A 25,357-nucleotide genomic window follows, 5' to 3' on the forward strand; every position below is an offset into this window, starting at 1 on the left:
GATCAGGCGCCCGCGCCGAACGCGAGCACCAGGTACTCCTTGCCGTACGAGGCCTTGTGCGCGTACACGGCCGACATGTACAGCCGGCCCTGCCCGTACAGGATCTCCGCGTAGTCCGGGAGCATCGTGGCCTCCGCCCGCCGCACGTCCGGCGTGGCCGGGTTCTCCAGCAGCTCGGTCGCCTTGAAGGAGCCGCCGTCGAGGGTGACGATCTGGCCGCCCTTGTCGTACGGCGGACGCTTGTAGGCGAGCAGGTTGCCGCCGTCCATGCGCAGCGGGATGATCGTGTAGCCGTCGCCGGCCTGGGCGCGCTGGCCGGTCTGCTTACCGGTGGCCAGGTCGAAGGAGACGATCTCGTTGGTCTTGCTGTACTTGCCGGTGCCGTCGTGCTCCTCGGTCGGCACGTACAGCCTGCCGCCGCCGGCGACGATCCCCTTGCAGGCCTCGACGCGGCTGATGCCGTCGCAGCGGCCTGCGTAGGTGTCGCCGGGCGCGGAGATGCGGGTGATCAGCTTGCCGGTCTTGTTGTCGATGGAGAAGTAGTCCGAGACTCCGCTGCCGTCGCCCGCACTGTTGCCGACGTCGGAGGCCACCACCAGCGGGTCGGTCGAGACGACGCTGGCGTACTCGATGCCCGCGGACATCTGGTAGTCGGAGATCACCTTCCCGGACGTCGGGTCGATGGTCTGGATGTGCAGCTGGCGGTTGCCGTAGCTGCCGCACTTGCGCACCGCGACCAGCTTGGCGCCGCCGCCGTACCCGGCGTCGAAGCAGGTGTCACCCGGCTTCGGCTGCCACAGCACCTTGCCGGACTCGATGTCGAACGCGGCACCGCCGTTGGTGCTGCCGACCGCGACGGTGTGCTGAGAGACCGTCACGTTGTCGAGGGCGATCGGGGTGTCACCGGACTTGACCGTCTTCGTCCACAGCTTGGTGCCCTTGGCGAGGTCGACGGCCGCGACCTGGCTGCATCCCGCGGAGGAGTTCTTCGGCGGCATCTTCGGCTGGAAGACGATCGCCGTCCTGCCGTCCTCGGTGACGTGCTTGGCGGCCGTGCACACCGGGCCGGGCAGCTTGAGCGTCCACAGCTTGCTCCCGCTCGCGGGGTCGTAGCCGACGACCTCCGCGACCCCGCTCTTGGCGTACACCTTGTCGGTCAGCCAGGAGCCCGCGGTGACGACGGTGTCGTCCGTCTGGGGCAGCGGCACCTGGAAGAGGACGCCTGCGGCGGTGTTCGCCGGCACCTTCTCCTTGCCTTGGGTGGACGTGCCCCCGGAGCCGTCCTTGCCGCCCGTGCCCCCGCTCGAGCCGGCGGTGTCGTTCTTCTTGCCGTCGTCCCCGGAGGACTTGGCGTACCAGACACCGCCGCCGACGATCAGGGCGATCACGACGAGCGCCGCGACGATGATGACGAGGGCGGCGTTGCTCTTCCCGCCGCCGGGCTGCGCCGGCTGCGGCGGCATCGGCGCGGCAGGGCCGCCCGGGTAGCCGTAGCCCTGCTGCTGGGCGTACGGGACCGTGGGCGGGGCCGACTGGCTGTACGGGTTCTGCTGCGCACCCGGGTAGCCGTAGCCGGGCTGGGGCGGCTGCGGGGTCTGGGGCGTCTGGGGGTGGCCGTAACCGGGCTGCGGGGCCTGGGGATAGCCGTAGCCGGGCTGGGGCTGGGGCGTCTGAGGCGCCGGGGGCTGCTGCGGGTAGCCGTAGCCGGGCTGGGGGTTCTTCTGGAAGCCCGGCGGGGTCGGGGGTGTCGGCGGGGGCTGGTGGGACGGCGGGGTCGGGGGCGCCGGAGGGGCCGTGGGCGGCTGGTCCTGGGGCGGGCCGAAACCGCCCTGCGGCGGGGGCTGGTGCGGCGGCTGGTTCGGCGGCGGGGGCGGCTGGGTCATGACGGAGGTACCTCGGTGAAGCTATCGGGGCCGGACGGCGGGAGGACGACGGGAGACGGGCCGGGGCTCACTTGCCGAAGGCCATCATCAGCTTCTCCTTCGACTCGTCGTTGCCGGACAGCCGGGAGGAGGAGATGAAGAAGCGTCCGTCGGCCCACTCGACGTCCCCGTCGAAGAAGCCGTTCTCGGTCCGGGCGGTGCCCGCCGGGTTCTGCAGCAGCTTGGTCGTGGTGTGCGTGCCGCCGGTGGTCGGGATCGACACGATCTGGCCGCCCGCGTCGTACGACGGCTGCACATACGCGATGAGCTTGCCGCCCTCGGTCTTCACCGGGGACATCGGTTCGTCCGCCGGCGACTTGACGCGCCACTTCTCCTTGCCGTCGGCCAGGCTGACGGCGACGATCTCGTTGGCGCTGCTCGTGGTGTCGGTGGGCAGGTAGAGCGTGTCGGCGTCCACGGCGACGCCCTGGCAGCCCTGCAGGTCGCGCGCGAGGATCGCCCAGCCGCAGTGCGGGGCGAACTTCTCGTTCACCTTGACCTCCGAGCGGAACTTGCCGTCCTTGGTGAAGGTGGAGATGTTCCAGGCCTTCTTGCTCTCGTTGGTCAGGTAGACCACGAGCGGGTCGAGGGAGTACGTCCGCGCGACCGTCCAGCCCTTCTTGACCGGCTGCGTCCACTTGACCTTGCCGGTGGCCGGGTCGAGTTCCTGGATCTCGTCGTGTTCGTTGCTGCCGCCGGCACCGCAGGAGGCCACCTGGACCAGCCGGCCCGGACCGCCCGCGAACGCGCTCGGGAAACAGGCCGAGCCGTACCTCTTCTTGTCGTACAACTTACGGCCGGTGCCGAGGTCGTACGCCGTGCCCGACTGCGAGCGGCTCACCATCAGCGTCTTCCCGCTGACGGTCAGCTCGATGCTGATCGCGCTGTCGAACAGCTCGCCGTCGGCGACCTGGGCGGTCCAGCCCTTCTCGCCGGTGCTCAGGTCGATCTGCTGGAGCTGGTTGCACTTGGCACGGTCGCTGACGCCGCTCATGTACGCCACGACGATCTTGTCGTCGGCCGACTTCTGCGGGGTGACCGCGCAGATCTTCTGCGGGAAGGTGATCGGGTCCCACGTGGGGTTGCCGTTGCCGACGTCGTAGGCGACGACCTGCTTGTACGCCGCCTTCACCGCCGTCTTGCCGGTGATCCACATGCCGGGCGCGTCGGCGCCGGAACCGGGGGCGTCGGGCGCGTCCTTGTACCAGAGCACCTTCGCCTCGCCGGGCTTGCGGCCGTCGTTGAGGTTCTCCGGGTCCGCACCGCCGTCGCCGCTGCCGTCACCGGGGTTGACCGGCGCGCCGGAGGAGGACTGCTTGCCGTCGTCGCTCTTCTGGGCGACCGGATCCTTCTTGCCGTCGCCGTCACCGCTCGTGACCGCATAGACGGCGCCGCCGATGACGACCAGCGCGGCCACCGCGGCGCCGATGATCAGCGCTGTCCTGCCCTTGGACGCCGGCTTCCCGCCGAAGGGCGCGCCGCCGGGGGCGCCCGGGTACTGGGGCGGCTGCTGCGGGAAGCCGTAACCGGGCTGGGGGGCGTACGGGCCCGGCTGCTGGGGCTGGGCGTAGGGGCCGGACCGGGCGGGCTGAGGGGGCTGGGCATAGGGGCCCGGCGCGCCGGCTCCGGGTGCGCCGGGGGCACCGTACGGGCCCGGCTGCCCGTAGGGGGCGGGCTGCTGCGGGTAGCCGTAACCGGGCTGGGGCTGCGGGGGTTGAGGAGGCTGAGCCGGTGCCTGGGACGGCACTTGGGGCGGTTGGGCCGGCCCGGGAGGCGGCGACTGCGGAGCGCCGAATCCACCGCCCTGCGGCGGCTGGTCCTGCGGTGCTCCGAAGCCACCCTGCGGCGGCTGGTCGGGCGGCTGAGTCATCAGCGCTCTTCCCCCTCGTTCACTGATTTTTAGCCACGCCCTGAGGTTCGTTCACGGACCCAAGGTCGTACTCAGAAAGTTCTCAGACGGCTCTTTCTATCACCCGCCACGGACAGCGCACGGGCTCGGATCCGCGCCTGTTCCCAAGGGAGAACCGGCCCGTGATGCCGCCGTTATGCGCCTTCACGCCCCCTTCACGCGGCGCACGCAACAGCCTTGCGCGCGGCTGATTCACGCCGCACACGCCAGGGTGCGCGCGACGCAGAGGGGTGCACGGTCGCGCAGCACACGCTCCCGCCCAGCACAACGGCGTACGAGCCCTGCGCGCACGGCACTCTCACACCACGGCGCGCACGCCTTTCTGACACCACGGCGCGCACGCCTATCTCGCACAACGGCGTGCGCGCCTTCGTTCTACGCGTCTTCCGCCAGCTCCAGCCAGCGCAGCTCCAGTTCCTCACGCTCCCCGGCCAGATCCCGCAACTCGGCGTCCAGTTCGGCGACCTTCGCGAAGTCGGTGGCGTTCTCGGCGATCTGGGCGTGCAGCTTGGACTCCTTCTCGGAGATCCTGTCCAACTGGCGCTCGATCCGCTGGAGTTCCTTCTTGGCGGCCCGCTGGTCGGCGGCGCTCTTCTCCGCCGCGGCCGGCCGGGGCGCCGCGGCTGCGGACTGCGCGGCGACCGCCTCCTCCATCCGCTGCCGCCGCTCCAGGTACTCGTCGATGCCGCGCGGCAGCATCCGCAGGGTGCTGTCGCCGAGGAGGGCGAACACCCGGTCCGTGGTGCGCTCCACGAAGAACCGGTCGTGAGAGATGACGATCATCGAACCGGGCCAGCCGTCGAGGACGTCCTCGAGCTGGGTGAGGGTCTCGATGTCGAGGTCGTTGGTGGGCTCGTCGAGGAAGAGGACGTTGGGCTCGTCCATGAGGAGGCGCAGGAGCTGCAGGCGCCGTCGCTCACCACCCGACAGGTCGCCGACCGGCGTCCACTGCTTCTCCTTGTTGAAGCCGAACGTCTCGCACAGCTGCCCGGCGGTCATCTCGCGCCCCTTGCCGAGGTCGACGCGCTCGCGGACCCGCTGGACGGCTTCCAGGACCCGCAAGGCGGGGTCGAGTTCGGCGACCTCCTGGGAGAGGTAGGCGAGCTTGACGGTCTTGCCGACGGCGACGCGCCCGCCGGCCGGCTGCGTCTCCCCCTCGGTCCGCGCCGCCTCGGCCATGGCCCGCAGCAGGGAGGTCTTGCCGGCTCCGTTGACTCCGACGAGGGCGATGCGGTCGCCGGGGCCGAGCTGCCAGGTGACGTGCTTGAGCAGCACCTTGGGCCCGGCCTGCACGCTGACGTCCTCGAGGTCGAAGACCGTCTTGCCGAGGCGCGAGGAGGCGAACTTCATCAGCTCGCTGCTGTCCCGGGGCGGCGGCACGTCCGCGATCAGCTCGTTGGCGGCCTCGACCCGGAAGCGCGGCTTGGAGGTACGCGCGGGCGCCCCGCGCCGCAGCCAGGCCAGCTCCTTCCTGATCAGGTTCTGCCGCTTGGCCTCCTCGGTGGCGGCGATCCGCTCGCGCTCCGCTCGCGCGAAGACGTAGTCGGAGTAGCCGCCCTCGTACTCGTAGACGTCGCCGCGCTGTACGTCCCACATGCGGGTGCAGACCTGGTCGAGGAACCACCGGTCGTGGGTCACGCACACGAGTGCCGAGCGGCGGTTCTGCAGGTGCCGGGCGAGCCAGGCGATGCCCTCGACGTCGAGGTGGTTGGTGGGCTCGTCGAGGACGATCATGTCCTGCTCCTCGATGAGCAGCTTGGCAAGGGCGATACGGCGCCGCTCGCCGCCGGACAGCGGCCCGATGACGGTGTCGAGCCCCTTCGGGAACCCGGGCAGGTCGAGCCCGCCGAAGAGCCCGGTCAGCACGTCCCTGACCTTGGCGTTGCCGGCCCACTCGTGGTCGGCCATGTCGCCGATGACCTCGTGGCGGACGGTGGCGGCGGGGTCGAGGGAGTCGTGCTGGGTGAGCACGCCGAGGCGCAGCCCGCCGGAGTGGGTGACGCGTCCGGTGTCGGCCTCCTCCAGCTTGGCGAGCATCCGGACGAGGGTGGTCTTGCCGTCGCCGTTGCGGCCCACCACACCGATCCGGTCACCCTCGGACACACCGAGCGAGACGCCCTCCAGCAGGGCACGGGTGCCGTACACCTTGCTGACGTTCTCGACATTGACCAGGTTGACGGCCATTTCACTCCTGCCAAGGGGGACGATCGACCTTCCAGCGTAGTCGGAGGCGACGGGGCCCCCTCCCGGTGCTGGTCAGCGCCCGCCGGGGACGGTCGTCCCGGGCAGCGCAGCAGGCCGGCGACACCCGCCCGGGCGCGCGGGACAGCGTCAGGCGCCGGCGCGCACTCCCGTTTCGCGCGCCGGTTCGAGCACGGTCGCGCCGGGCGCGGGCGCCGTCGCCGTGCGCACCGTGCGGCAGGTGCCGGAGGCCTGGAGAGCCTCGGCGATCTTCGAGGCCGACTCCGGATCGCGGGCGAGGAAGGCCGTCGTGGGCCCGGAGCCGGAGACGAGCGCGGTGAGGGCACCTGCGTCGCGCCCCGCGGCGAGGGTGTCGGCCAGTTCGGGGAAGAGGGAGAGCGTGGCCGGCTGGAGATCGTTGGAGACGGCGGCAGCGAGCGCGTCGGGGTCGCCCTTGGCGAGTGCGTCGAGGACGTCGGGCGAGGCGACCGGTACAGGGATGGCACGGCCCTCGGCGAGGCGGTCGAACTCGCGGAAGACGGCGGGCGTGGACAGCCCGCGCTCGGCCATCGCGAAGACCCAGTGGAAGGTGCCGCCGACCTCGAGGGCGGTCAGCTGCTCGCCGCGCCCGGTCCCGAGGGCCGCGCCCCCGACCAGGCTGAACGGGATGTCGCTGCCCAGTTCGGCGCAGATGGCGAGCAGCTCGGCGCGCGAGGCCCCGGCGCCCCAGAGGCTGTTGCAGGCGAGCAGGGCGCCCGCGCCGTCCGCGCTGCCGCCCGCCATGCCGCCCGCGACCGGGATGTCCTTGGCGATGTGGATGTGCACGGCCGGCTCGATGCCCCGGCGCGCGGCGAGCGCGACGGCCGCGCGCGCGGCGAGGTTCGTGCCGTCCAGGGGGACCTGGTCGGCGTCCGGGCCCTCGCAGGTGACGCGGAGCTCGTCCGCCGGCGTGACGGTGACCTCGTCGTACAGGCCGACGGCGAGGAAGACGTTGGCGAGGTCGTGGAACCCGTCGGGGCGGGCGGCACCGACTGCGAGCTGGACGTTGACCTTCGCCGGTACCCGGACCGTCACGCTCACTTGCCCGCCTCCCTCTGCTCGGCGATCCGAGCGAACTCCTCCACCGTCAGCGACTCCCCGCGCGCCTGTGGCGAGACGCCGGCCGCGACCAGGGCAGCCTCGGCGGCGGCCGCGGACCCGGCCCAGCCGGCGAGCGCCGCCCGCAGGGTCTTGCGGCGCTGTGCGAACGCGGCATCGACGGCTCCGAAGACCTCCGCCTTCGAGGCCGTCGTCCTGATCGGTTCGGCCCGTCGGACGAGCGAGACCAGCCCGCTGTCGACGTTCGGCGCGGGCCAGAAGACGTTACGCCCGATGGCACCGGCCCGCTTCACGTCGGCGTACCAGTTGGCCTTCACGGACGGGACGCCGTACACCTTGGAGCCGGGCGCGGCGGCCAGCCGGTCGGCGACCTCGGACTGCACCATCACGAGCGTGCGCTCGATGCTCGGAAAGGTGTCGAGCATGTGCAGCAGCACCGGTACGGCCACGTTGTAGGGCAGGTTCGCCACCAGAGCCGTCGGTGCGGGGCCGGGCAGTTCGGCGACGTGCATCGCGTCGGAGTGCACCAGCGCGAACCGGTCGGCGCGCTCCGGCATGCGCGCCGCGATGGTCGCGGGCAGCGCGGCTGCCAGGACGTCGTCGATCTCGACGGCGGTGACCCGGTCGGCGACCTCCAGCAGCGCGAGCGTGAGGGAACCGAGCCCCGGGCCGACCTCGACGACCACATCGTCGGGGCGGACCCCGGCGGTGCGGACGATACGGCGGACCGTGTTGGCGTCGATCACGAAGTTCTGGCCGCGCTGCTTGGTGGGACGGACACCGAGCGCTGCCGCGAGCTCACGGATGTCGGCGGGGCCGAGAAGGGCGTCGGGGGTGGGGCTGGTCACGGGACAAGGGTACGGGGCTGCCGGGGGCCCTTCGTCCGGCTCCCGGCGCTCACCCGTGCAGCCGCGCCCCGCAGTGCGGCCAGGGGCTCGCACCCCGGCGCACGTACAGCTTCTTCGCACGGAGCGTCTGCTCCTCCGCCGACGCGTCCTGCGGGCGTCCGCTGCCACCGAGGCTCTGCCAGGTGAGCGCGTCGAACTGGTAGAGCCCGCCGAACGACCCCGAGGGGTCCACGGCGTGCGGGCGGCCGCCGGACTCGCAGGCGGCGAGACCACGCCAGTTGAGATGGTCGGCGCCGTGCACGGAGTGCGGCTTGGGCTTGGTGCCCACCTTCACCCGCTGTTTGCGTGGCTTCCGTACCACCTCGGACTTCTCCGGGCGCGGCTTCTCCCGGACACCGTTGACGGTGCGCAGGAAGTAGGTGACCCGCCGCAGCCCGGGCTCCCCGGCCTGTTCGACGACCTCGGTGCCCGTGAAGAGGGAAGGATCCTCGGTCCGCTCCACCTGGAAGGGGATCTGCTCCTCGTGCACCTCCCTGGTGCCGGTCACCCGCAGCACGGTCACCGTCTGCCCGTCGCGCGGGAAGCTGTCGGGCGGGACGGACGTGATGTCCTCGCCGTGCAGGGTGACGCCGGCCTCCTCGATGGCCTCGCGGACGCTGGCCGCGTTGGTCCGGATGGTGCGGGTGCGACCGTCCGCCATGACCGTGACGGCGCGCTCGGTGCGCACGTCGAGCGCGAGCCCGGCGCGTCCGATGCTCTTCGAGCGCGAGGCGGACAGGTATGCGCCCTCCGGGCGCACCCCCAGCTCCCTGAGCGCCCCGTCCACCGTGTGCGCCGTCGTCCACACCTCGCGCTGCGCGCCGTCCAGCGTCAACCGTACGGGGCGACCGTAGTGCACGGCGACCTCGTCGCCGCTCGTGAGCGGCACGCCCGGGGCGGGCGCGACCAAGTCGTGCGCCCCCACGCGTACGCCCTTCTCGGCGAGCACCTCCGACACGTCGTCGGCGAAGGTGTGCAGGGTCTGCCGGCTGCCGTCGACGTTCAGCTCGATCGCCTTGTCCTTGGCGACGAAGGCGGTGGTGCCACCGGCCAGAAACGCGACGACCAGCGCCTGCGGCAGCAGACGGCGCACAGCGGATTCCGGGCGCTCGGCGTAGCGCGCCTTGCGCCGGCGCGCAGCACGCCCGCTCACTCCGGCGTGCACACCCGGCTCCCCCGCCCCCGCGTGCACATCCGGTTCGCCCACCCCCGCGTGCACACCCGGTTCGCCCACCCCCGCGGGCACACCCGGCTCTCCCGCCCCCGCGGGCGCCTCGGACTCCGGAAACACCTCCTCGGGCATGCTCGCCACCTGCCTCGGCAGCGGCAGCACCGGCTCGGTGACGAAGTACGCCTCGGCCTCGTAAGCAGGCCGGTAGGTGTCCTCGTACATCCCGTACGGCAGCGTCTCCGCGGTGTGTACGGAGGAGTCGTGACCGTACGGCTCGTACGTCTCGTACTGCGAGTTGCTCACGCCGACACGCTCCAGAGGGCCAGAGGGGTCCGGATCGGGCCCCCAGAACCTAGCGGAGCGCCGGTCACTCTCCAAAGCGGCACGACTACGCACGGTCGCCACGACGACGCACGGTCACGGTCGGGCCCGAGCAGAGCCCTCGTGAGCGTTATCGGCCAGTTACGATTCAGACACTGTCAGTAATCAAAGGCGCGGGCGGTGTTCGCGCCCAGCGCCGTCGCCAGCGCATCCTCGTCGATGCCGCGCACGGCGGCCATCGCACGCACCGTGACCGGAACGAGATACGGGGCGTTGGGCCGTCCGCGGTACGGCGCCGGGGTGAGGAAGGGCGCATCCGTCTCCACGAGGACCAGGTCCAGCGGGGCGACCGCGAGGGCGTCCCTGAGGTTCTGGGCGTTCTTGAAGGTGACGTTGCCGGCGAAGGACATGAAGTAGCCCTCGCGGGCGCAGATCTCGGCCATCTCGGCGTCGCCGGAGTAGCAGTGGAAGACGGTGCGCTCGGGGGCGCCCTCCTCCTTCAGGACGCGCAGGACGTCGGCGTGAGCGTCGCGGTCGTGGATCACGAGGGCCTTGCCGTGCCGCTTGGCGATCTCGATGTGGGCGCGGAAGGACCTCTCCTGGGCGGCCTTGCCCTCGGGGCCGGTGCGGAAGTGGTCCAGCCCCGTCTCGCCGACGCCCTTCACATGGGGCAGCCCGGCCAGCCGGTCGATCTCGGCGAGGGCCTCGTCCAGCGCGGCGTCGCCGCCCGGCTCGCGGGCGCCCTGCCGGGACCAGCCGTCGGGGTCGCCGTGGACGATGCGCGGGGCCTCGTTCGGGTGGAGGGCGACGGTCGCGTGCACGTTCCCGTACGCGGCGGCCGTCTCGGCGGCCCACTGCGAACCCTTGATGTCGCAGCCGACCTGCACGACCGTCGTCACGCCCACCGACGCGGCCTTGGCGAGGCCCTCCTCGACGGTGCCTGACTGCATGTCGAGGTGGGTGTGGGAGTCGGCGACGGGCACCCGGAGGGGCTCCGGGAGCGGCGGTGCGGCGCTCTTGTCGTTCTTGTCGTCCTGGGCGGCACGGCCGGCGTTCGAAGGCATGCTCCGATCCTACGAAAGGCTCATCCGTGCGAACGCCGGTGATCCGCTCAGCTCGCCCGGCGCTGGAAGGGGTGCAGGAGATCGGACAGGTGCCAGTGGTGGTGGCCCTTGGCCTCGGAGGCCCGGGCGCTCACGGCCGACCCGTCCGGCACCGCGGGGACCTCCACCGGTCCGGCCGCCGGCACGCTGCCACGGTGGTGCCCGGCCGCGCTGCGCGCCGACGAGACCTGGCCCGCGCGCATGATCCGCACGACGTGACCGTCGCAGTTGTGGCACGCGGGGCGGCTCAGCGGGGACGGCACGACCTGGCCGTCGGCCACGTACATCACGAACTCATGGCCGCCGGCGTCCGTGTGGTGCTCTATCTCGTACGACTGCTCCCAGCCGTGCCCGCATCGCATGCACGCGAACGCGTACGACTCGTGAACGACGGCGGTGGCGGTACCGCGGTGGCCGGACTGCCCTGCGATCTCACTCATGCCAGCTCCTGTTGTCCGCTGGACAAGCGTCCCGGCGCAGGGATTCCCCGGAATCCCCTGGGACGCGGGACGGGTGCGTCCCTTTGACCAGTGGACGCCTTCGCCGCAGCGAATGCATCAGGCCTGTCGAGTGTTGGAGGCGTTTTGGACGTTCCTTGCCAAAGCGGCCTTGGCCAAGGGGCTGCGCTTTGCTTTCGGTACCGGCCTTTTTGCCCTCGCATGGGGCGCGCGCTCATGGGAGAAGCGCCCTGCTCAGAGGGTGCGCAGACGGCTCATGTCGCGGAGCGCTTGGCCGCCACCACCGCGTCGAACACGACCCTCTTCGGCAGCCCGGCCTCCGCCGCCACCGCCGCGATCGCCTCCTTGCGCCGCTCGCCCGCCTCCTCCCGGATCCGCACCCGGCGGACCAGTTCCCCGGCGTCGAGTTCCTCGGGCCCGGACTCGGGAGCGCCCTCCACCACGACGGTGATCTCCCCGCGGACGCCCTCGGCTGCCCACTGCGCAAGCTCCGCGAGGGGACCGCGCCGCACCTCCTCGTACGTCTTGGTCAGCTCGCGGCAGACGGCGGCGCGCCGGTCCGCGCCGAAGACCTCGGCCATGGCGGCGAGGGTGTCGTCGAGGCGGTGCGGGGCCTCGAAGTAGACGAGCGTCCGCCGCTCGTCGGCGACCTCCCGCAGCCGGGACAGCCGCTCCCCGGCCTTGCGCGGCAGGAAGCCCTCGAAACAGAACCGGTCGACGGGCAGCCCGGACAGGGCGAGGGCGGTGAGCACGGCGGACGGCCCGGGCACGGCGGTGACCCGGATGTCCTTCTCCACGGCGGCCGCGACCAGCCGGTATCCCGGGTCGGAGACCGACGGCATCCCCGCGTCCGTCACGAGCAGCACGCGCGCGCCGCCGAGCAGCTCCTCGACCAGCTCGGGGGTGCGGGCGGACTCATTGCCCTCGAAGTACGACACCACGCGGCCCTTGGTGGTCACGCCCAGCGCCTGGGTGAGCCGGCGCAGCCGCCGCGTGTCCTCGGCGGCGACGACGTCGGCGCCCGTCAGCTCCTCGGCCAGCCGGGGCGGCGCGTCCGCGATGTCGCCGATGGGGGTACCTGCAAGGACAAGGGTTCCAGTCACGCCCCCATCCTCCCAGGGACGTGGCCCGGCTCCTCCCCGAGGACGGCCGCGGGAGGCGGCCGAACGCGATCCCGCCCCGACCGGTACCACCCATGCACGGGACTCACACAGAACGGTTCCCTACGATGGCGCGGTGACCAGTACCGCGTCCTCCACGGACCTCCGGCAGGGCCAGGCACCGCACGACCAGCGGCCGTCGTGGCAGCGGCGGCTGCGCCGATTCGGCTACACGCCCGCCACGGACGCGCCGACGGGCGACGTACGCGACCGCCTGGTGCCGCCGTACGCCGAGCCGAGCCCGCGCCTGTGGCAGGTGCTGGGCGTCCCGCCGGTCCTGGCGGAGCGGATCACGCGCTGGTCGGGCTGGGGCGGTCCGCTGCTGGTGACGCTGATGGCGGGCCTGATGCGGTTCTGGAACCTGGGCAGCCCGCGCGCGGTGATATTCGACGAGACGTACTACGCCAAGGACGCCTGGTCGCTCGTCCACCGCGGTTTCGAGGTCAACTGGGACAAGAACGCCAACGACCTGGTGCTGCAGACCCACGGCCATCTGGCGATCCCCACCGACGCGGCGTATGTCGTGCACCCGCCGGTGGGCAAGTACGTCATCGGCCTCGGCGAGCTGATGTTCGGGTTCAACCCCTTCGGCTGGCGGTTCATGACAGCGCTGCTGGGGACCCTCTCGGTCCTGATGCTGTGCCGGATCGGCCGCCGGATGTTCCGCTCGACGTTCCTCGGGTGTCTGGCGGGCGCGCTGATGGCGGTGGACGGCCTGCACTTCGTGATGAGCCGGACCTCGCTCCTCGACGGCGTGCTGATGTTCTTCGTGGTGGCCGCGTTCGGCTGCCTGATCATCGACCGGGACAGGTCCCGGGAGAAACTGGCCGCCGCGCTGCCGGCCGGGCCCGACGGCCGGGTACGTCCCGACCAGCACGTGGGGGACACCTTCCGCTTCGGCTGGCGGCCCTGGCGCTGGGGCGCCGGGCTGATGCTGGGCCTGGCCCTCGGCACGAAGTGGAACGGCCTGTACATCCTGGCCGCGTTCTGTGTGATGGCGGTGCTGTGGGACGTCGGCGCCCGCAAGGTGGCCGGCGCCCGGCACCCGTACGTCGCAGTCCTCAAGTACGACACGGGCATCACGTTCCTCGCGACCGTCCCGGTGGCGATCGCCGTCTACCTCGCCTCCTGGACCGGCTGGATCCTCTCCCCGGCCGACGGCACCGGCGGCTACTTCCGCAACTGGGCGGCGACCGACGGCAGGGGCGGCAGCTGGACGTTCCTTCCGGACTGGCTGCGCAGCCTGTGGCACTACGAGCACGAGGTCTACAAGTTCCACATCGGGCTGTCGTCCCCGCACACGTACCAGTCCAACCCGTGGAGCTGGATCGTGCTGGGCCGCCCGGTGTCGTACTTCTACGAGTCCCCCTCCCCCGGCACCGACGGCTGCCCGGCCGACGCCGGCCAGAAGTGCGCGCGGGAGGTGCTGGCCATCGGCACGCCGCTGCTGTGGTGGGCGGCCTGCTTCGCGATCCTGTACGTGCTGTGGCGGTGGCTGCTGCGCCGCGACTGGCGGGCCGGTGCCATCGCCTGCGGGATCGCGGCCGGATACCTGCCCTGGTTCATGTACCAGGAGCGGACGATCTTCCTGTTCTACGCGGTCGTCTTCCTGCCGTTCCTGTGTCTCGCGGTGGCGATGATGATCGGCGCGATCGTCGGCCCGCCGGGCTCCAGCGACACCCGCCGGGTGATCGGCGCCTCGGCTGCGGGCGTGCTGGTTCTGCTGATCGCCTGGAACTTCATCTACTTCTGGCCGCTGTACACGGGCCAGGCCGTCCCGATCGACTCCTGGCGCTCGCGGATGTGGCTGGACACCTGGGTCTAGCTCGACGGATGCATCAGGTCGGCCCGGCAGGCTGCCGGGCCGTCCTGGTCGTTGGCGGCCGAATTTACAGCGGGCTAGGTACCCGCTGCGGCGGGTCCTACTTGGGCGGATCCTGCTTCGGCGGGTCCTGCTTCGGCGGGTCCTGCTTGGGCGGGTCCTGCTTGGGCGGGTCCTGCTTGGGCGGATCCTGCTTGGGCGGATCCTGCTTGGGCGGATCCTGCTTCGGCGGGTCCTGCTTGGGCGGATCCTGCTTCGGCGGGTCCTGCTTCGGCGGCTTGCAGAAGACTTCGCCGTCATAGAAGTGGCAGCCCGGCATGTTCTTGATGTCCTTGGGCTTGCCCTTCCTGCCCTTCTTACGGTCCTTATCCTTTTTGTGCTTCTTATCCTTGCCTCCGTGGTCGCCCCCGCCGTGGTCGGCGTGGCTTACGACCGCCGTCCTGGCGGAGACATCGCTGTGAGATGTCGAGGCGAATGCACTGGCAGGCAGCATCACGCCGCCTACTGCCAGCGCAGCCGAGGTGGCGAGCATGACCAGACCTCGGCCGTGAGGTATGCGAGGCATAGGAATTCTCCTTCTATGGCGAAAATTGGTATGAATCATCGAATTGCGATGAAAACTTTGTGGACGGTTTCGACAGCGGGATTCCTGTCCCGTACACCGCGCCGCCAGGACTGTCCCGTACGACGCTGACGGGCCGCACACTCCGGGTGAGCCCGCCCCTCAAGTAAGCCCCGGCCGGCGGATCGCGTCATGGCACGGCATTTCGGGGCTTGACACTCGGTGGCCCGCCATACCTGTCGATGCATGCCCAGCAGGGGTTCGGTCCGCTCCGGCACACACCGTGCCCGCCGCTCCTCACGGGCCAGGCCGCCCCATCGACCCCTGGCGGTCACGGATGCGGCTGGACACCTGGTGTAGACGGCAACGTCTCCGTTCGGACAACAATCGGCAACTCCGGCCACAGGGGCCCCACAACCGCTTACAGTTCCTCCGCGACCTGCTTTTGAACGCGTTCAGGAATCTGGATGCCTGGCAGGTCCTCACGGGGACAACGGGGAGGGATGCGCGCGATGCGCAGCGGAGTCAAGGTCGCCGTCATAGGCGGCGCGTGTGCGGTCATGCTGGGCGGGGCCGGGTACGGGGCCTACAACATCGTGTCCGCGTTGAGCGGTGACGGGGGATCGGGCGGGAGTCCCGCGGTCGTGAAGAGCGGCCCGCCGAGCACCGACGAGGTCAAGGAGACGGCCGGCAAGTTCCTCGCCGCATGGGAGAAGGGGGACGCCTCCACCGCGGCGGCCGCCACCAACTTCCCCGAGGCGGCCGAGGAGTTGCTGACGGCGTACGGCCACGACGCGCACATCACCAAGGTGCACATCACGCCCGGTACGGCCACCGGGACGACCGTGCCCTTCACGGTCGAGGCAACGGTGTCGTACGACGGCAGGACCCGACCGCTCACCTACGAGAGCCGCCTGGCGATCGTGCGCGGCAAGAGCTCCTACCGGGCGCTGGTCGACTGGCAGCCCTCCGTCGTCCACCCGCGACTGCGCAAGGGGGACACCCTGGTGACGGGCGAGTCCGCGACCCCGCAGATCGAGGCCGTGGACCGCGACGGGAAGGTGCTGACGCAGGAGAAGTACCCGTCCCTCGGCCCGATCCTGGACGAACTGCGCAAACGGTACGGCGACGGGACCGGCGGCCGGCCCGGTGTGGAGCTGGTGATACGCCACGGCGGCACGACGGGCGAGGAGAGCGCGGCCGACACCACCCTCGTCACCCTCGCCAAGGGCAAGCCCGGCACGCTGCACACGACGCTCAGCGCGAGCGTGCAGGCGGCGGCCGAGACGGCCGTGCGGAAGTACACCGATGCGTCCCTCGTGGCCGTGAAGCCCAGCACGGGCGAGATCCTGGCCGTGGCCAACCACCGCGACGACGGCTTCGACGCGGCCCTCCTGGGCGAGCGCGCCCCCGGGTCCACGATGAAGATCGTCAGCGCGGCGACCCTCATCGACAACGGCCTGACCACCGCGAACGGCCCGGCACCCTGTCCGCCGTCCGCGATCAGCGAAAGCCAGACCTTCCACAACCTCAAGGACCTCGCCCCGGACGAGAAGGCCACCCTCTCCGACAGCTTCGCCCGCTCCTGCAACACGGCGTTCGTGAAGTTCGCCAACGAGGTGAAGGTGGATTCCCTCACCAAGGAGGCCCAGGACCGGTTCGGGCTCGGGCAGGACAACTGGAAGATCGGCGTGCCCTCCTTCGACGGCCGGGTCCCCGCCAGCGGCGGCCCCGACACGGCGGCCGCCCTGATCGGCCAGGGCCAGGTCCAGATGAGCCCCCTGAACATGGCCTCCGTGACGGCGACCGCGATGACCGGCACCTTCCGGCAGCCGGTGATCGTGCCGCTGGCCCTGGACCACCGCGAACCGGCACGCGCGCGCGGGCTGTCGCAGAGCACCGTCCTGCAGTTGCGCGCCATGATGAACCGCACCGCCCGCAGCGGCACCGCGGCCACCGTCATGTCCGGGCTCGGCGGGGACATCGGAGCGAAGACCGGATCGGCCGAGGCCGACGGGCTGGCCAAGTCCGACAGTTGGTTCGCCGGGTACCGGAACGACGTCGCCGTCGCCGCGATGGTCCAGGACGGCGGGCACGGCGTCGACGCGGCCGGTCCGATTGTCGCAAGCGTGCTACGGAGTGCCGGCTGACATCACCCGCAAAGGCGGGGACCTTAATGTGGTTGCCGTCGTTGGGGAGTGTGAGGGCTGCGGGGACCCTGGGGAAGGTGCGGAGGAACTGAGGCTGTGGGCAAGAGAAGGCGCGTCGCCGAGCGACGGAAGACCGGAACCGCCGTGCTCGGCGGGATGATCGCCGTGGTCGTCGGCGGCGCCGGGTTCGGCGTCTACGCGCTGTACGGCGGCGGGGCGGCGGCCGACGAGGGGACCGCCACGACCGACCACAGGGCCGTCAGGACGGACCCGCCCACCGCCGCCGAGGTCCGCACCGCCTCCGCGCGCTTCCTCACCGCCTGGCAGCAGGGACGGGTCACCGAGGCGGCGGCCGCCACCGACGACTCCGCCGCCGCCACTGCCCTGCTCACCGGCTACTCCAAGGACGCCCACCTGAAGGACGTAAAACTCACCGCGGGCAGGGCCACCGGCACCAAGGTGCCGTTCTCCGTGAAGGCGACGGTGTCGCACCAGGGCCTCAGCAAGCCGCTCGCGTACGGCAGTTCGCTCACCGTCGTGCGGCGGGCGAGCGACGGCAAGCCACTGGTCGACTGGCACGCCTCCGTGGTCCAGCCGGACCTGAAGGACGGCGACACGCTCGTCACCGGCGAGTCCGGCACGCCGCCGGTCAAGGCGCTGGACCGGGACGGCGCGGAGCTGACGGCCGCCAGGTACCCGTCGCTGGGCACCGTCCTGGACGGACTGCGCGAGAAGTACGGCAAGAAGGCGGGCGGCAAGGCGGGCGTGGAGCTGCGCGTGGTGCGCGGCAAGGCGTCGAAGGCGGCCAAGCTGTCCGACAAGACGCTCATGGAGCTGAGCAAGGGCACCCCGGGCACCGTGAGGACGACGCTGAGCCCAGCGCTCCAGGCGGCCGCCGAGCAGCAGGTCGGGAAGCGGGCGCGCGCCTCGGTGGTGGTCCTGCGGCCCTCGACGGGTGAGATCCTCGCGGTCGCCAACAGCGGTCACGGCTTCAACACCGCCTTCCAGGGCTCCCTGGCACCCGGCTCCACGATGAAGATCGTGACGTCGACGATGCTGTTCGAGAAGGATCTCGTCACCCCGGACGCTCAGCACCCCTGCCCCAAGACGTACAAGCTCGCCGGCTGGACGTTCCACAACGACGCCGACTCGGAGATCAAGAAGGGCACGTTCAAGCAGAGCTTCGGGGCCTCCTGCAACAACGCCTTCATCGACTTCGCGCCGAAACTGTCCAACAGCGACCTGACGAAGGAGGCCCAGCAGGTCTACGGTCTCGGCCTGAACAACTGGTCCGTCGGCGTCCCCTCGTTCGACGGCTCCGTCCCGGTGCAGAGCGGCGCACAGATGGGCGCCTCGCTGATCGGCCAGGGCGGAGTACGCATGAACCCGCTGAACATGGCGTCGGTGGCGGCGACGGTACGGACGGGCGTCTTCCACCAGCCGTACCTGGTGTCCCCCACGGTGGACAACCGCACGGTGGCGAAGGCCTCGCGCACCTTGTCGTCGAAGACCCAGGCCGAGCTGAAGGACGTCATGCAGTTCACGGCGGCCTACGGCACGGCCGCCAAGGCGATGGCGGGCCTGGGCCCGGACTACGGCGCGAAGACGGGCTCGGCGGAGGTCGACGGGCAGGAGAAGCCGAACGGCTGGTTCACGGCGTACAAGGGCGATCTCGCCGCTGCCGGCGTGGTGCAGGCGGGCGGCCACGGCGGTGACACGGCCGGGCCGATCGTCGCGACGCTGCTGAAGCTGGGGAGCTGAGCTCGGCGCCCCGGGGAGCGGAGCGGTCCGGAACGCGTCAGCTGTGCACGGGCTCGGCCGTGTACGTCCGGCGCAGGAACCTGAGCAGCGCCTTCGACTCGAACTGGACGACTTCCACGCCGTGCGCGGTGTGGAACTCCACGACGGCCTGGACGCGTCCGCACGGCCACACCCGTACGTCGCCGCTCTCGGCCGGCGTCCGCAGTCCCTGTTCGAGCAGCGCGCGCTCGAAGGTCCACTCGTGCGGTCCGGGCAGTCCGACCCGGACCGAGCGCGGATCGGTGTCGGGGTCGTACCGCAGCACTACGGGTACGGCCCCCGGATCCTCCTCGTCCGTGACGATGTGGGCGCGCGCGTACTGCTCGACTACAGACATCGGATCGCCCTCTCACGCTCAGTCACCTATGCGAAAGCTGTGCATCCGCTTCCATCCAATGTCGCACATATTCCGGTTTGCGCCTCGGCGAGAGAGAGACTTCATCTCTCTTGCAAAAGGTTCGCAACAAGCCTCTAAAATCGTACGGTGCACGTACCTGACGGATTCATAGACGCCCCCACCTCCGCGGTCACCGGAGTGATCGGCGCCGGCGCCATCGCCGTGAGCCTGCGCGGCGCCCGCCGCGAACTCGACGAGCGGACGGCCCCGCTGGCCGGTCTGGTGGCGGCGTTCATCTTCGCCGTACAGATGCTCAACTTTCCCGTCGCGGCCGGAACGAGCGGACATCTGCTGGGCGGTGCGCTCGCCGCGATCCTCGTCGGCCCGTACACAGGCGTGTTGTGCGTGTCGGTCGTGCTGCTCATGCAGGGCGTGCTGTTCGCGGACGGGGGGCTGACCGCACTCGGCGTGAACATCACAGACATGGCGATCGTCACCACGGTCGTGTCGTACGCCGTCTTCCGCGGACTGCTCGCCGTCCTGCCCCGCAAGCGGCGCTCGGTCACCGTGGCATCCTTCGTCGCCGCCGTGCTCTCCGTGCCGGCCGCCGCCGTCGCCTTCACGCTCATGTACGCGGTCGGCGGCACCACGGACGTCTCCATCGGCAAGGTGGCGACCGCGATGATCGGCGTCCATGTGCTGATCGGCATCGGCGAGGCTGTGATCACCGCGCTCACGGTGAGCGCGGTCATCGCCGTGCGCCCGGACCTGGTGCACGGCGCGCGCGGCCTGCAGCAGCGCCTGAAGCTGCGCGTGGACGGCGCACTGGTGGACGCGCCGGCGCCCACGGCGCCCGTCGCGGCGCGCACCTCCCGGCGCACGCTGTGGATCACCGGCCTGATCACCTCGCTGGTGCTCGCCGGGTTTGTGAGCTTCTACGCCTCCGCCAACCCCGACGGCCTGGAGAAGGTCGCCCACGACAAGGGCATCGACAAGAAGGCCGAGAAGCACGCCTCGGCCGACTCCCCGCTCGCCGACTACGGCGTCAAGGACGTCTCCGACGCCCGGCTGTCCGGTGGCCTCGCGGGCGTGATCGGCGTCGGCGTCACCGTCGTCGCCGGCAGCGCGGTGTTCTGGGCGGTGCGCAGGCGCCGCAGCGCGGACGTCTCGCCCGTGAACACGGGTCTGTGACATGGGAGCGGGACACGCGCACCGCCTCTACCGGCACGGGCACTCCCCCGTGCACGGCCTGCCGCCACACACCAAGCTGGCGGCCGTCTTCGCGTTCGTCGTGGTCGTGGTGTCGACCCCGCGCGAGGCGATGTGGGCGTTCGCGGTGTACGCCGTCCTGCTCGCCCAGGTCGCGTACCACGCGCGCGTGCCCGCCGGTTTCCTCCTCAAACGGCTGCTGATCGAGGTGCCGTTCGTGGCGTTCGCGGTGCTCATGCCGTTCGTGGCGGAGGGCGAGCGGGTGCACGTGCTCGGCCTCTCGCTGAGCGTCAACGGTCTGTGGGGTGCGTGGAACGTACTCGCCAAGGGCACGCTCGGCGTCGCCGCCTCCGTGCTGCTGGCCGCCACCACCGAGCTGCGCGAGCTGCTGCTCGGGCTGCAGCGGCTGAAGCTGCCGCCGCTGCTCGTCCAGATCGCCTCGTTCATGATCCGCTACGGCGACGTCATCACCGACGAGATGCGCCGGATGCGGATCGCCCGCGAGTCGCGCGGCTTCGAGGCACGGGGCGTCCGCCACTGGGGCGTGCTCGCCAAGTCCGCCGGCGCGCTGTTCATCCGCTCCTACGAGCGCGGGGAGCGCGTGCACCTGGCCATGGTGAGCCGAGGGTACGCCGGTTCGATGCCGGTCATCGACGAGGTGACCGCGTCACGGGCGCAGTGGTCGTACGCCCTCGCGCTCCCCTCGGCCGCCCTCGTCGTCTGTCTGCTGGGATGGGTTCTGTGAGTACTGCTTCCCTGGAGGTCTCCGGCCTCGCCTTCGCCTACCCCGACGGCCACCAGGCCCTGTTCGGCGTGAATTTCTCGATCGCGCGCGGCGAACGGGTAGCGCTGCTCGGCCCGAACGGCGCCGGCAAGACCACCCTCGTCCTGCACCTGAACGGCATCCTGGGCGGCGGCACCGGCGCGGTGACCGTGGCCGGACTGCCGGTCGGCAAGCAGCACATGGCCGAGATCCGGCAGAAGGTCGGCATCGTCTTCCAGGACCCCGACGACCAGCTGTTCATGCCGACCGTACGGGAGGACGTGGCGTTCGGCCCGGCCGCCGCCGGGATCAGGGGGGCCGCACTGGAGGAGCGGGTGCGCACGGCCCTGGAGCGGGTCGGCATGCAGGACTTCGCCGAGCGGCCGCCGCACCACCTGTCCTTCGGTCAGCGCCGCCGGGTCGCCGTGGCGACCGTCCTCGCGATGGAGCCGGAGATCCTGGTCCTGGACGAGCCGTCCTCCAACCTGGACCCGGCATCCCGGCGCGAACTCGCCGACATCCTGCGCTCCCTGGACGTCACGGTCCTCATGGTCACGCACGACCTGCCGTACGCCCTGGAGCTGTGCCCGCGCTCGCTCGTTCTCAGCGACGGCGTGATCGCGGCGGACGGCCCGACGGGCGAACTGCTCTCCGACGACACCCTGATGCGGGCGCACCGCCTGGAGCTGCCGTTCGGCTTCGACCCGAAGTCCGTGACAATGGGCGCGTGACGCGTCAAGACGACCAAGACGACAATGGGGCCGCCGGGTCGCTGCTGCTGGACGACCAGCTGTGCTTCGCGCTGTACGCCGCGCAGCGCGCCGTGACCGCCGCATACCGTCCGCTCCTCGACGACCTGGGACTCACCTATCCGCAGTACCTCGTGCTGCTGGTCCTCTGGGAACGCGGTGAGACCAGCGTGAAGGAGCTGGCGGGCGCCCTGCGCCTGGACTACGGCACCGTCTCGCCGCTGCTGAAGCGGCTGGAAGGGGCGGGTCTGGTGCGCAGGGAGCGCGCGGCGGACGACGAGCGCTCGGTGCTCGTTGCGTGCACCGGGCGCGGGGAGCAACTCAAGGAGCGCGCGGCGCGCGTGCCCGGCGCCCTGCTCACGGCCACGGGGCTCGGCGGCCAAGAGGTCGCGAGGTTGCGCGAGGAGTTGTGGAAGCTCACCGAGCGCGCCCGCGCGGCCGCCGACCGGCACTGATCTCGCGTTACCGGCGGTTGCCACCCCCTGGTCACGCCTACTGACCTACCGGACAGTACCTTGTGCACGATGTACTTGCGCGCCACTTTTTCCGGGGGAGGCCGGTCATGACCGACACCAACGCGATGGACGCTGCTGCCGACACCGCCGTCGACACCCGTCCGAGGAAGATCATGTATGTCGCCGAGGCCACTGCCCACGGCGGCCGGGACGGCTTTGTCACCAGTCAGGACGGCCAGATCGAGCTGAAGGTCGCGATGCCGCCCGAGCTGGGCGGGGACGGCAACGGCACCAACCCGGAGCAGCTGTTCGCGGCCGGCTACAGCGCCTGCTTCCACAACGCGCTGATCCTGGTCGGCAACCGCTCGGGCTACGACCTGACCGGGTCCACGGTGGCCGCGAAGGTCGGCATCGGCCCGAACAAGCACCGCGGCTACGGCCTCGCGGTCGCCCTCAGCGTCTCCCTGCCGGTCCTGGACCGGGAGATCGCGGCGCAGCTGGTCGACGCGGCGCACGAGGTGTGTCCGTACTCGAACGCGACGCGCGGGAACATCGACGTGACGATTCTTCTGGGCTGAGCCCCGCCGGTCTGCCGGGCCGATCCCCGCCGGACAGTAGCCAATGTCACCACCCACCGAGGAATCCAAGGCCACAGCACCGTGTTTCACTCATGGTCGCAAGCGAGTGGAGGGACCCGGTCGTGGATGTGGACGTGAACGGCACGGTGGCCGAGGGCTTCGAGCCGGTCAGGGAGGCGTTCGCAGCGAACTTCACGCTGCTCGGGGAGCGCGGCGCGGCGGTCGCCGTGTACCGCGACGGGCACAAGGTCGTGGACCTGTGGGCCGGCGCCAAGGATGTCGACGGGTCCGCCGCCACGGCCCCCTGGGAGCCCGGTACCGCGCAGATCGTGCGCTCCGCGACGAAGGGCGTCGCCGCCGCCGCGCTCCTGCTGCTGCACCAGCGCGGCGAACTGGATCTGGACGCCCCGGTCGGCACGTACTGGCCCGAGTACAAGGCGGCCGGCAAGGAGCGCACGCTCGTCCGGCACGTGCTCGCGCACCGCGCCGGCGTGCCCGTACTGGACCGGCCCCTGACCCCCGAGGAGGCCGCCGACCCCGACCTCGGCGCGGCGGCCGTCGCCGCCCAGGCGCCGGTGTGGGAGCCGGGCACGGACCACGGCTATCACGCACAGACCTTCAGCTGGCTCACCGGCGAGCTGATCCGGCGGGTCACCGGGCAGCCGGTCGGCGCGTGGATCGCCGACGAGATAGCCGCGCCCGTCGGCGCGGACCTGTGGCTCGGCCTGCCCGAAACGGAGCACGCGCGCGTGGGGCGTGTCGGCCCATTGGAGGCACCCGAGACAGCCGGCGCGCTCAGAACCCGCCCCAAGCGAGCGGTGTCCGAGGCCTACGCCGACCCCGGCTCCCTCACCCGGCGCGCCTTCGCCGCGATCACCCCGCTCCCGGACGAGAACGCGCCCGCCTACCGCGCGGCCGCCCTGCCCGCCTCCAACGGCATCGCCACCGCCGACGGCCTCGCCCGCTTCTACGCCTCGCTCATCGGCGAGGTGGACGGTGGCACGCGTCTGTTCCGCCCGCAGACCATGGAACTCGCCCGCACCGAGCAGTCGGCCGGACCGGACCGGGTCCTCGTAGTCGGCACCCGGTTCGGTCTCGGCCCCATGCTGCACGGCAGCGCGTCCCCGCTGCTCTCCCCCTGCTCCTTCGGGCACCCGGGCCGGGGCGGCGCCCTCGCGTTCGCCGACCCGGAGACGGGTATCGCCTTCGGCTATGTCACCAACGGCTTCAGGAAGAGCGTGACGGCGGATCCGCGGGCGCAGGCGCTGGTGCGCGCGCTGCGCACGGCGCTCGCGTAACGGAAGCCCCGCAGCGGGCTCCGGCCTCACACGTTGATCGGATGTGAGGTCCGCCCGGACTCCGCGTCGATCTCCACATGGGCCTTGGTCAGCAATTGCATGGCCAGTTCGTTGAGGGCGCGAGCCCCCGCTATCTCCTCGCCGACCCGGGGCTGGTTCGCGTCGACCCGGTGCCGGCTCGCGTGCCCGTGGGCACGTACTTCAGTGCCGTCGGGCAAGCGGACCAGGGCGACCGCGCGGGTGTGCTGGTCGTCTTCCTGGAATTCCAGCTCGACGTGCCATCCCACAGTGGTGTGCATCATGTCGACCACCTCCGGAGAACCACTGGTTCCAGGGTGCTCCCGCACGCGCCGAACGTCACGTGGAGGCCGGTCAACCGGCAGGCTTCTCATCGAAGCTGGCGAAGTAGGCGGCGACCATGTCCTCGTCGGCGTGCCCCTGCGCGGCGGCTCGGGCGAACCGTTCGGCGGTCGCGGCGGCGACGTCGAGCCGTACGCCGTGGCTCTCGCCCGCCCGGACGATGAGCCGGGCGTCCTTCTCCGCGGTGGCCACGGCGAACGACGCCGGGGTCAGCTTCCGGTCGAGCACCAGAGCGGCCTTGGCACGCAGGTATCCCATGTCGAGGGGCCCGCCGCCGATCAGGTCGAAGAAGTCCTGCGGATCGACGCCGAGGGCCTCGGAGAGCGCCAGCACCTCACCGGCCGCCGCGGTGGCGGCGAGGACCCAGCTGTTGGCGACCAGCTTCAACCGGCTGGCGCTGCCCGCGGCCCCGTCCGTGCCGGTCCACACGGTCTTGGCTCCGACCGCGTCGAAGACGGGCATGACCGTCTCCCTGCCCTCCTCCGGGCCGGCGGCCAGCACGGTCAGCTGACCGGCCTCGGCGGGCTGGCGGGTGCCGAGGACGGGGGCGTCGTAGAACACCAGCCCGTGCTCGCGGGCGAAGTCGGCCAGGTCGGCGACCAGTTCGGTCCCCGCGGTGGTGCACTGCGCCCACACCACGCCCGGACGCAGCGCCGGGGCGGCCTCGCGCACGACGTCCAGGACGGTGTTGCCGTCGTACAGCATGGTCAGCACGACATCGGCGCCCTCGACGGCCTCGGCGGGCGTGTCGGTGACCCGGATCCCGTCCGCGGTCAGCGGCTCGGCCTTCTCCCGGGTGCGGTTCCAGGCCCTGACACCGAGCCCGGCGCGGGCGAGGTTGCGGGCCATGGCGGCGCCCATGATGCCGGTGCCCAGGACGCTCACGGTCGGCTTGTCGGTCATTGACGGCTCCCTGTCCTACGGTTCCGGTCCTCGTGCCCCCGGTCATCTTCGTACGGATACCCCCTCGGGCCCGCTCCTTTCCGGCACCGCGCCGCGCTGCACGCCGCCCGGTACGCGCTGCACGCCGCCGGGTGCCCACTGCGCGCCGCCCGGTGCGCTGT

At 71.3% G+C, this 25,357-nt stretch carries 22 protein-coding genes; 9 read left to right on the forward strand and 13 right to left on the reverse strand.

The annotated features are described in order from the left end of the window. Positions 1–2 precede the first annotated feature (2 nt). From ABZ471_RS07100 to rsmI, 9 genes are all read right to left on the reverse strand, one after another. A complete protein-coding gene (locus ABZ471_RS07100; RefSeq protein WP_359063298.1) occupies positions 3–1,883 on the reverse strand; it encodes a PQQ-binding-like beta-propeller repeat protein in 1,881 nt (626 codons plus the stop codon). Positions 1,884–1,950: 67 nt separating this feature from the next. Continuing rightward, positions 1,951–3,792: a PQQ-binding-like beta-propeller repeat protein gene (locus ABZ471_RS07105; RefSeq protein WP_359063300.1), complete on the reverse strand. Its 1,842-nt coding sequence runs from the start codon at positions 3,790–3,792 to the stop codon at positions 1,951–1,953. Between the two features lie 414 nt (positions 3,793–4,206). Continuing rightward, positions 4,207–6,015, reverse strand: a complete 1,809-nt coding sequence (locus ABZ471_RS07110) for an ABC-F family ATP-binding cassette domain-containing protein (RefSeq protein ID WP_359063302.1) — start codon at positions 6,013–6,015, stop codon at positions 4,207–4,209. Between the two features lie 147 nt (positions 6,016–6,162). Further along, positions 6,163–7,092, reverse strand: a complete 930-nt coding sequence (locus ABZ471_RS07115; protein WP_359063304.1) for a 4-(cytidine 5'-diphospho)-2-C-methyl-D-erythritol kinase — start codon at positions 7,090–7,092, stop codon at positions 6,163–6,165. Continuing rightward, entirely contained in the window at positions 7,089–7,958 is an 870-nt protein-coding gene (gene rsmA, locus ABZ471_RS07120; RefSeq protein WP_359063306.1) for a 16S rRNA (adenine(1518)-N(6)/adenine(1519)-N(6))-dimethyltransferase RsmA, read from the reverse strand. Before rsmA ends, ABZ471_RS07115 begins: the two co-directional genes overlap by 4 nt. A gap of 49 nt (positions 7,959–8,007) precedes the next feature. After that, positions 8,008–9,471: a ubiquitin-like domain-containing protein gene (locus tag ABZ471_RS07125; RefSeq protein WP_359063308.1), complete on the reverse strand. Its 1,464-nt coding sequence runs from the start codon at positions 9,469–9,471 to the stop codon at positions 8,008–8,010. 176 nt (positions 9,472–9,647) lie between these two features. After that, positions 9,648–10,553, reverse strand: coding sequence for a TatD family hydrolase (locus tag ABZ471_RS07130; protein WP_359063310.1), 906 nt, complete (start codon positions 10,551–10,553; stop codon positions 9,648–9,650). A 47-nt stretch (positions 10,554–10,600) separates the two neighbouring features. Further along, positions 10,601–11,032 (reverse strand): hypothetical protein, encoded by a 432-nt coding sequence (locus ABZ471_RS07135; RefSeq protein ID WP_359063312.1) that lies wholly within the window; start codon positions 11,030–11,032, stop codon positions 10,601–10,603. A 272-nt stretch (positions 11,033–11,304) separates the two neighbouring features. After that, positions 11,305–12,153, reverse strand: a complete 849-nt coding sequence (rsmI, locus tag ABZ471_RS07140) for a 16S rRNA (cytidine(1402)-2'-O)-methyltransferase (protein WP_359063314.1) — start codon at positions 12,151–12,153, stop codon at positions 11,305–11,307. A gap of 133 nt (positions 12,154–12,286) precedes the next feature. Here rsmI and ABZ471_RS07145 point away from each other — a divergent pair, with 133 nt between their 5' ends. Continuing rightward, positions 12,287–14,035 (forward strand): phospholipid carrier-dependent glycosyltransferase, encoded by a 1,749-nt coding sequence (locus tag ABZ471_RS07145; protein ID WP_359063316.1) that lies wholly within the window; start codon positions 12,287–12,289, stop codon positions 14,033–14,035. A 97-nt stretch (positions 14,036–14,132) separates the two neighbouring features. Here the strand turns inward: ABZ471_RS07145 and ABZ471_RS07150 are convergent, their stop codons facing one another. Continuing rightward, complete coding sequence (locus ABZ471_RS07150) at positions 14,133–14,564, reverse strand: hypothetical protein (RefSeq protein WP_359063318.1); 432 nt, start codon at positions 14,562–14,564, stop codon at positions 14,133–14,135. A gap of 542 nt (positions 14,565–15,106) precedes the next feature. Between ABZ471_RS07150 and ABZ471_RS07155 the strand changes: the two genes are divergently transcribed. Continuing rightward, on the forward strand, positions 15,107–16,744 hold the full coding sequence (locus ABZ471_RS07155; protein ID WP_359063320.1) for a penicillin-binding transpeptidase domain-containing protein: 1,638 nt from the start codon (positions 15,107–15,109) through the stop codon (positions 16,742–16,744). A 96-nt stretch (positions 16,745–16,840) separates the two neighbouring features. Further along, a complete protein-coding gene (locus tag ABZ471_RS07160; RefSeq protein ID WP_359063322.1) occupies positions 16,841–18,505 on the forward strand; it encodes a penicillin-binding transpeptidase domain-containing protein in 1,665 nt (554 codons plus the stop codon). Positions 18,506–18,542: 37 nt separating this feature from the next. Here ABZ471_RS07160 and ABZ471_RS07165 read toward each other — a convergent pair whose 3' ends face one another. After that, positions 18,543–18,881 (reverse strand): SsgA family sporulation/cell division regulator, encoded by a 339-nt coding sequence (locus ABZ471_RS07165; protein ID WP_359063324.1) that lies wholly within the window; start codon positions 18,879–18,881, stop codon positions 18,543–18,545. A gap of 147 nt (positions 18,882–19,028) precedes the next feature. Between ABZ471_RS07165 and ABZ471_RS07170 the strand changes: the two genes are divergently transcribed. From ABZ471_RS07170 to ABZ471_RS07195, 6 genes are all read left to right on the forward strand, one after another. Beyond that, a complete protein-coding gene (locus ABZ471_RS07170; RefSeq protein WP_359063326.1) occupies positions 19,029–20,072 on the forward strand; it encodes an energy-coupling factor ABC transporter permease in 1,044 nt (347 codons plus the stop codon). Between the two features lies 1 nt (position 20,073). Further along, entirely contained in the window at positions 20,074–20,835 is a 762-nt protein-coding gene (gene cbiQ / locus ABZ471_RS07175; RefSeq protein ID WP_359063328.1) for a cobalt ECF transporter T component CbiQ, read from the forward strand. Beyond that, positions 20,823–21,584, forward strand: a complete 762-nt coding sequence (locus tag ABZ471_RS07180; RefSeq protein ID WP_359063330.1) for an ABC transporter ATP-binding protein — start codon at positions 20,823–20,825, stop codon at positions 21,582–21,584. Before cbiQ ends, ABZ471_RS07180 begins: the two co-directional genes overlap by 13 nt. After that, positions 21,581–22,057, forward strand: coding sequence for a MarR family transcriptional regulator (locus tag ABZ471_RS07185; protein WP_359063332.1), 477 nt, complete (start codon positions 21,581–21,583; stop codon positions 22,055–22,057). The genes ABZ471_RS07180 and ABZ471_RS07185 overlap by 4 nt, the downstream gene beginning before the upstream one ends. Before the next feature lie 107 nt (positions 22,058–22,164). Continuing rightward, positions 22,165–22,635: an organic hydroperoxide resistance protein gene (locus tag ABZ471_RS07190; protein ID WP_359063334.1), complete on the forward strand. Its 471-nt coding sequence runs from the start codon at positions 22,165–22,167 to the stop codon at positions 22,633–22,635. Between the two features lie 128 nt (positions 22,636–22,763). Next, the gene (locus ABZ471_RS07195) at positions 22,764–23,933 is read left to right on the forward strand and encodes a serine hydrolase domain-containing protein (protein ID WP_359063372.1); all 1,170 of its coding nucleotides are present in this window, start codon (positions 22,764–22,766) and stop codon (positions 23,931–23,933) included. Positions 23,934–23,959: 26 nt separating this feature from the next. On the opposite strand, the gene ABZ471_RS07200 is transcribed toward ABZ471_RS07195, so the two are convergent. Together ABZ471_RS07200 and ABZ471_RS07205 are read right to left on the reverse strand one after the other, a co-directional pair. Continuing rightward, entirely contained in the window at positions 23,960–24,235 is a 276-nt protein-coding gene (locus ABZ471_RS07200; RefSeq protein ID WP_359063336.1) for a DUF1876 domain-containing protein, read from the reverse strand. Between the two features lie 70 nt (positions 24,236–24,305). Beyond that, positions 24,306–25,196 (reverse strand): NAD(P)-dependent oxidoreductase, encoded by an 891-nt coding sequence (locus tag ABZ471_RS07205; RefSeq protein WP_359063338.1) that lies wholly within the window; start codon positions 25,194–25,196, stop codon positions 24,306–24,308. Positions 25,197–25,357 lie beyond the last annotated feature (161 nt).

This window comes from Streptomyces sp. NPDC005728, from assembly GCF_040630895.1.
Taxonomy (GTDB): domain Bacteria; phylum Actinomycetota; class Actinomycetes; order Streptomycetales; family Streptomycetaceae; genus Streptomyces.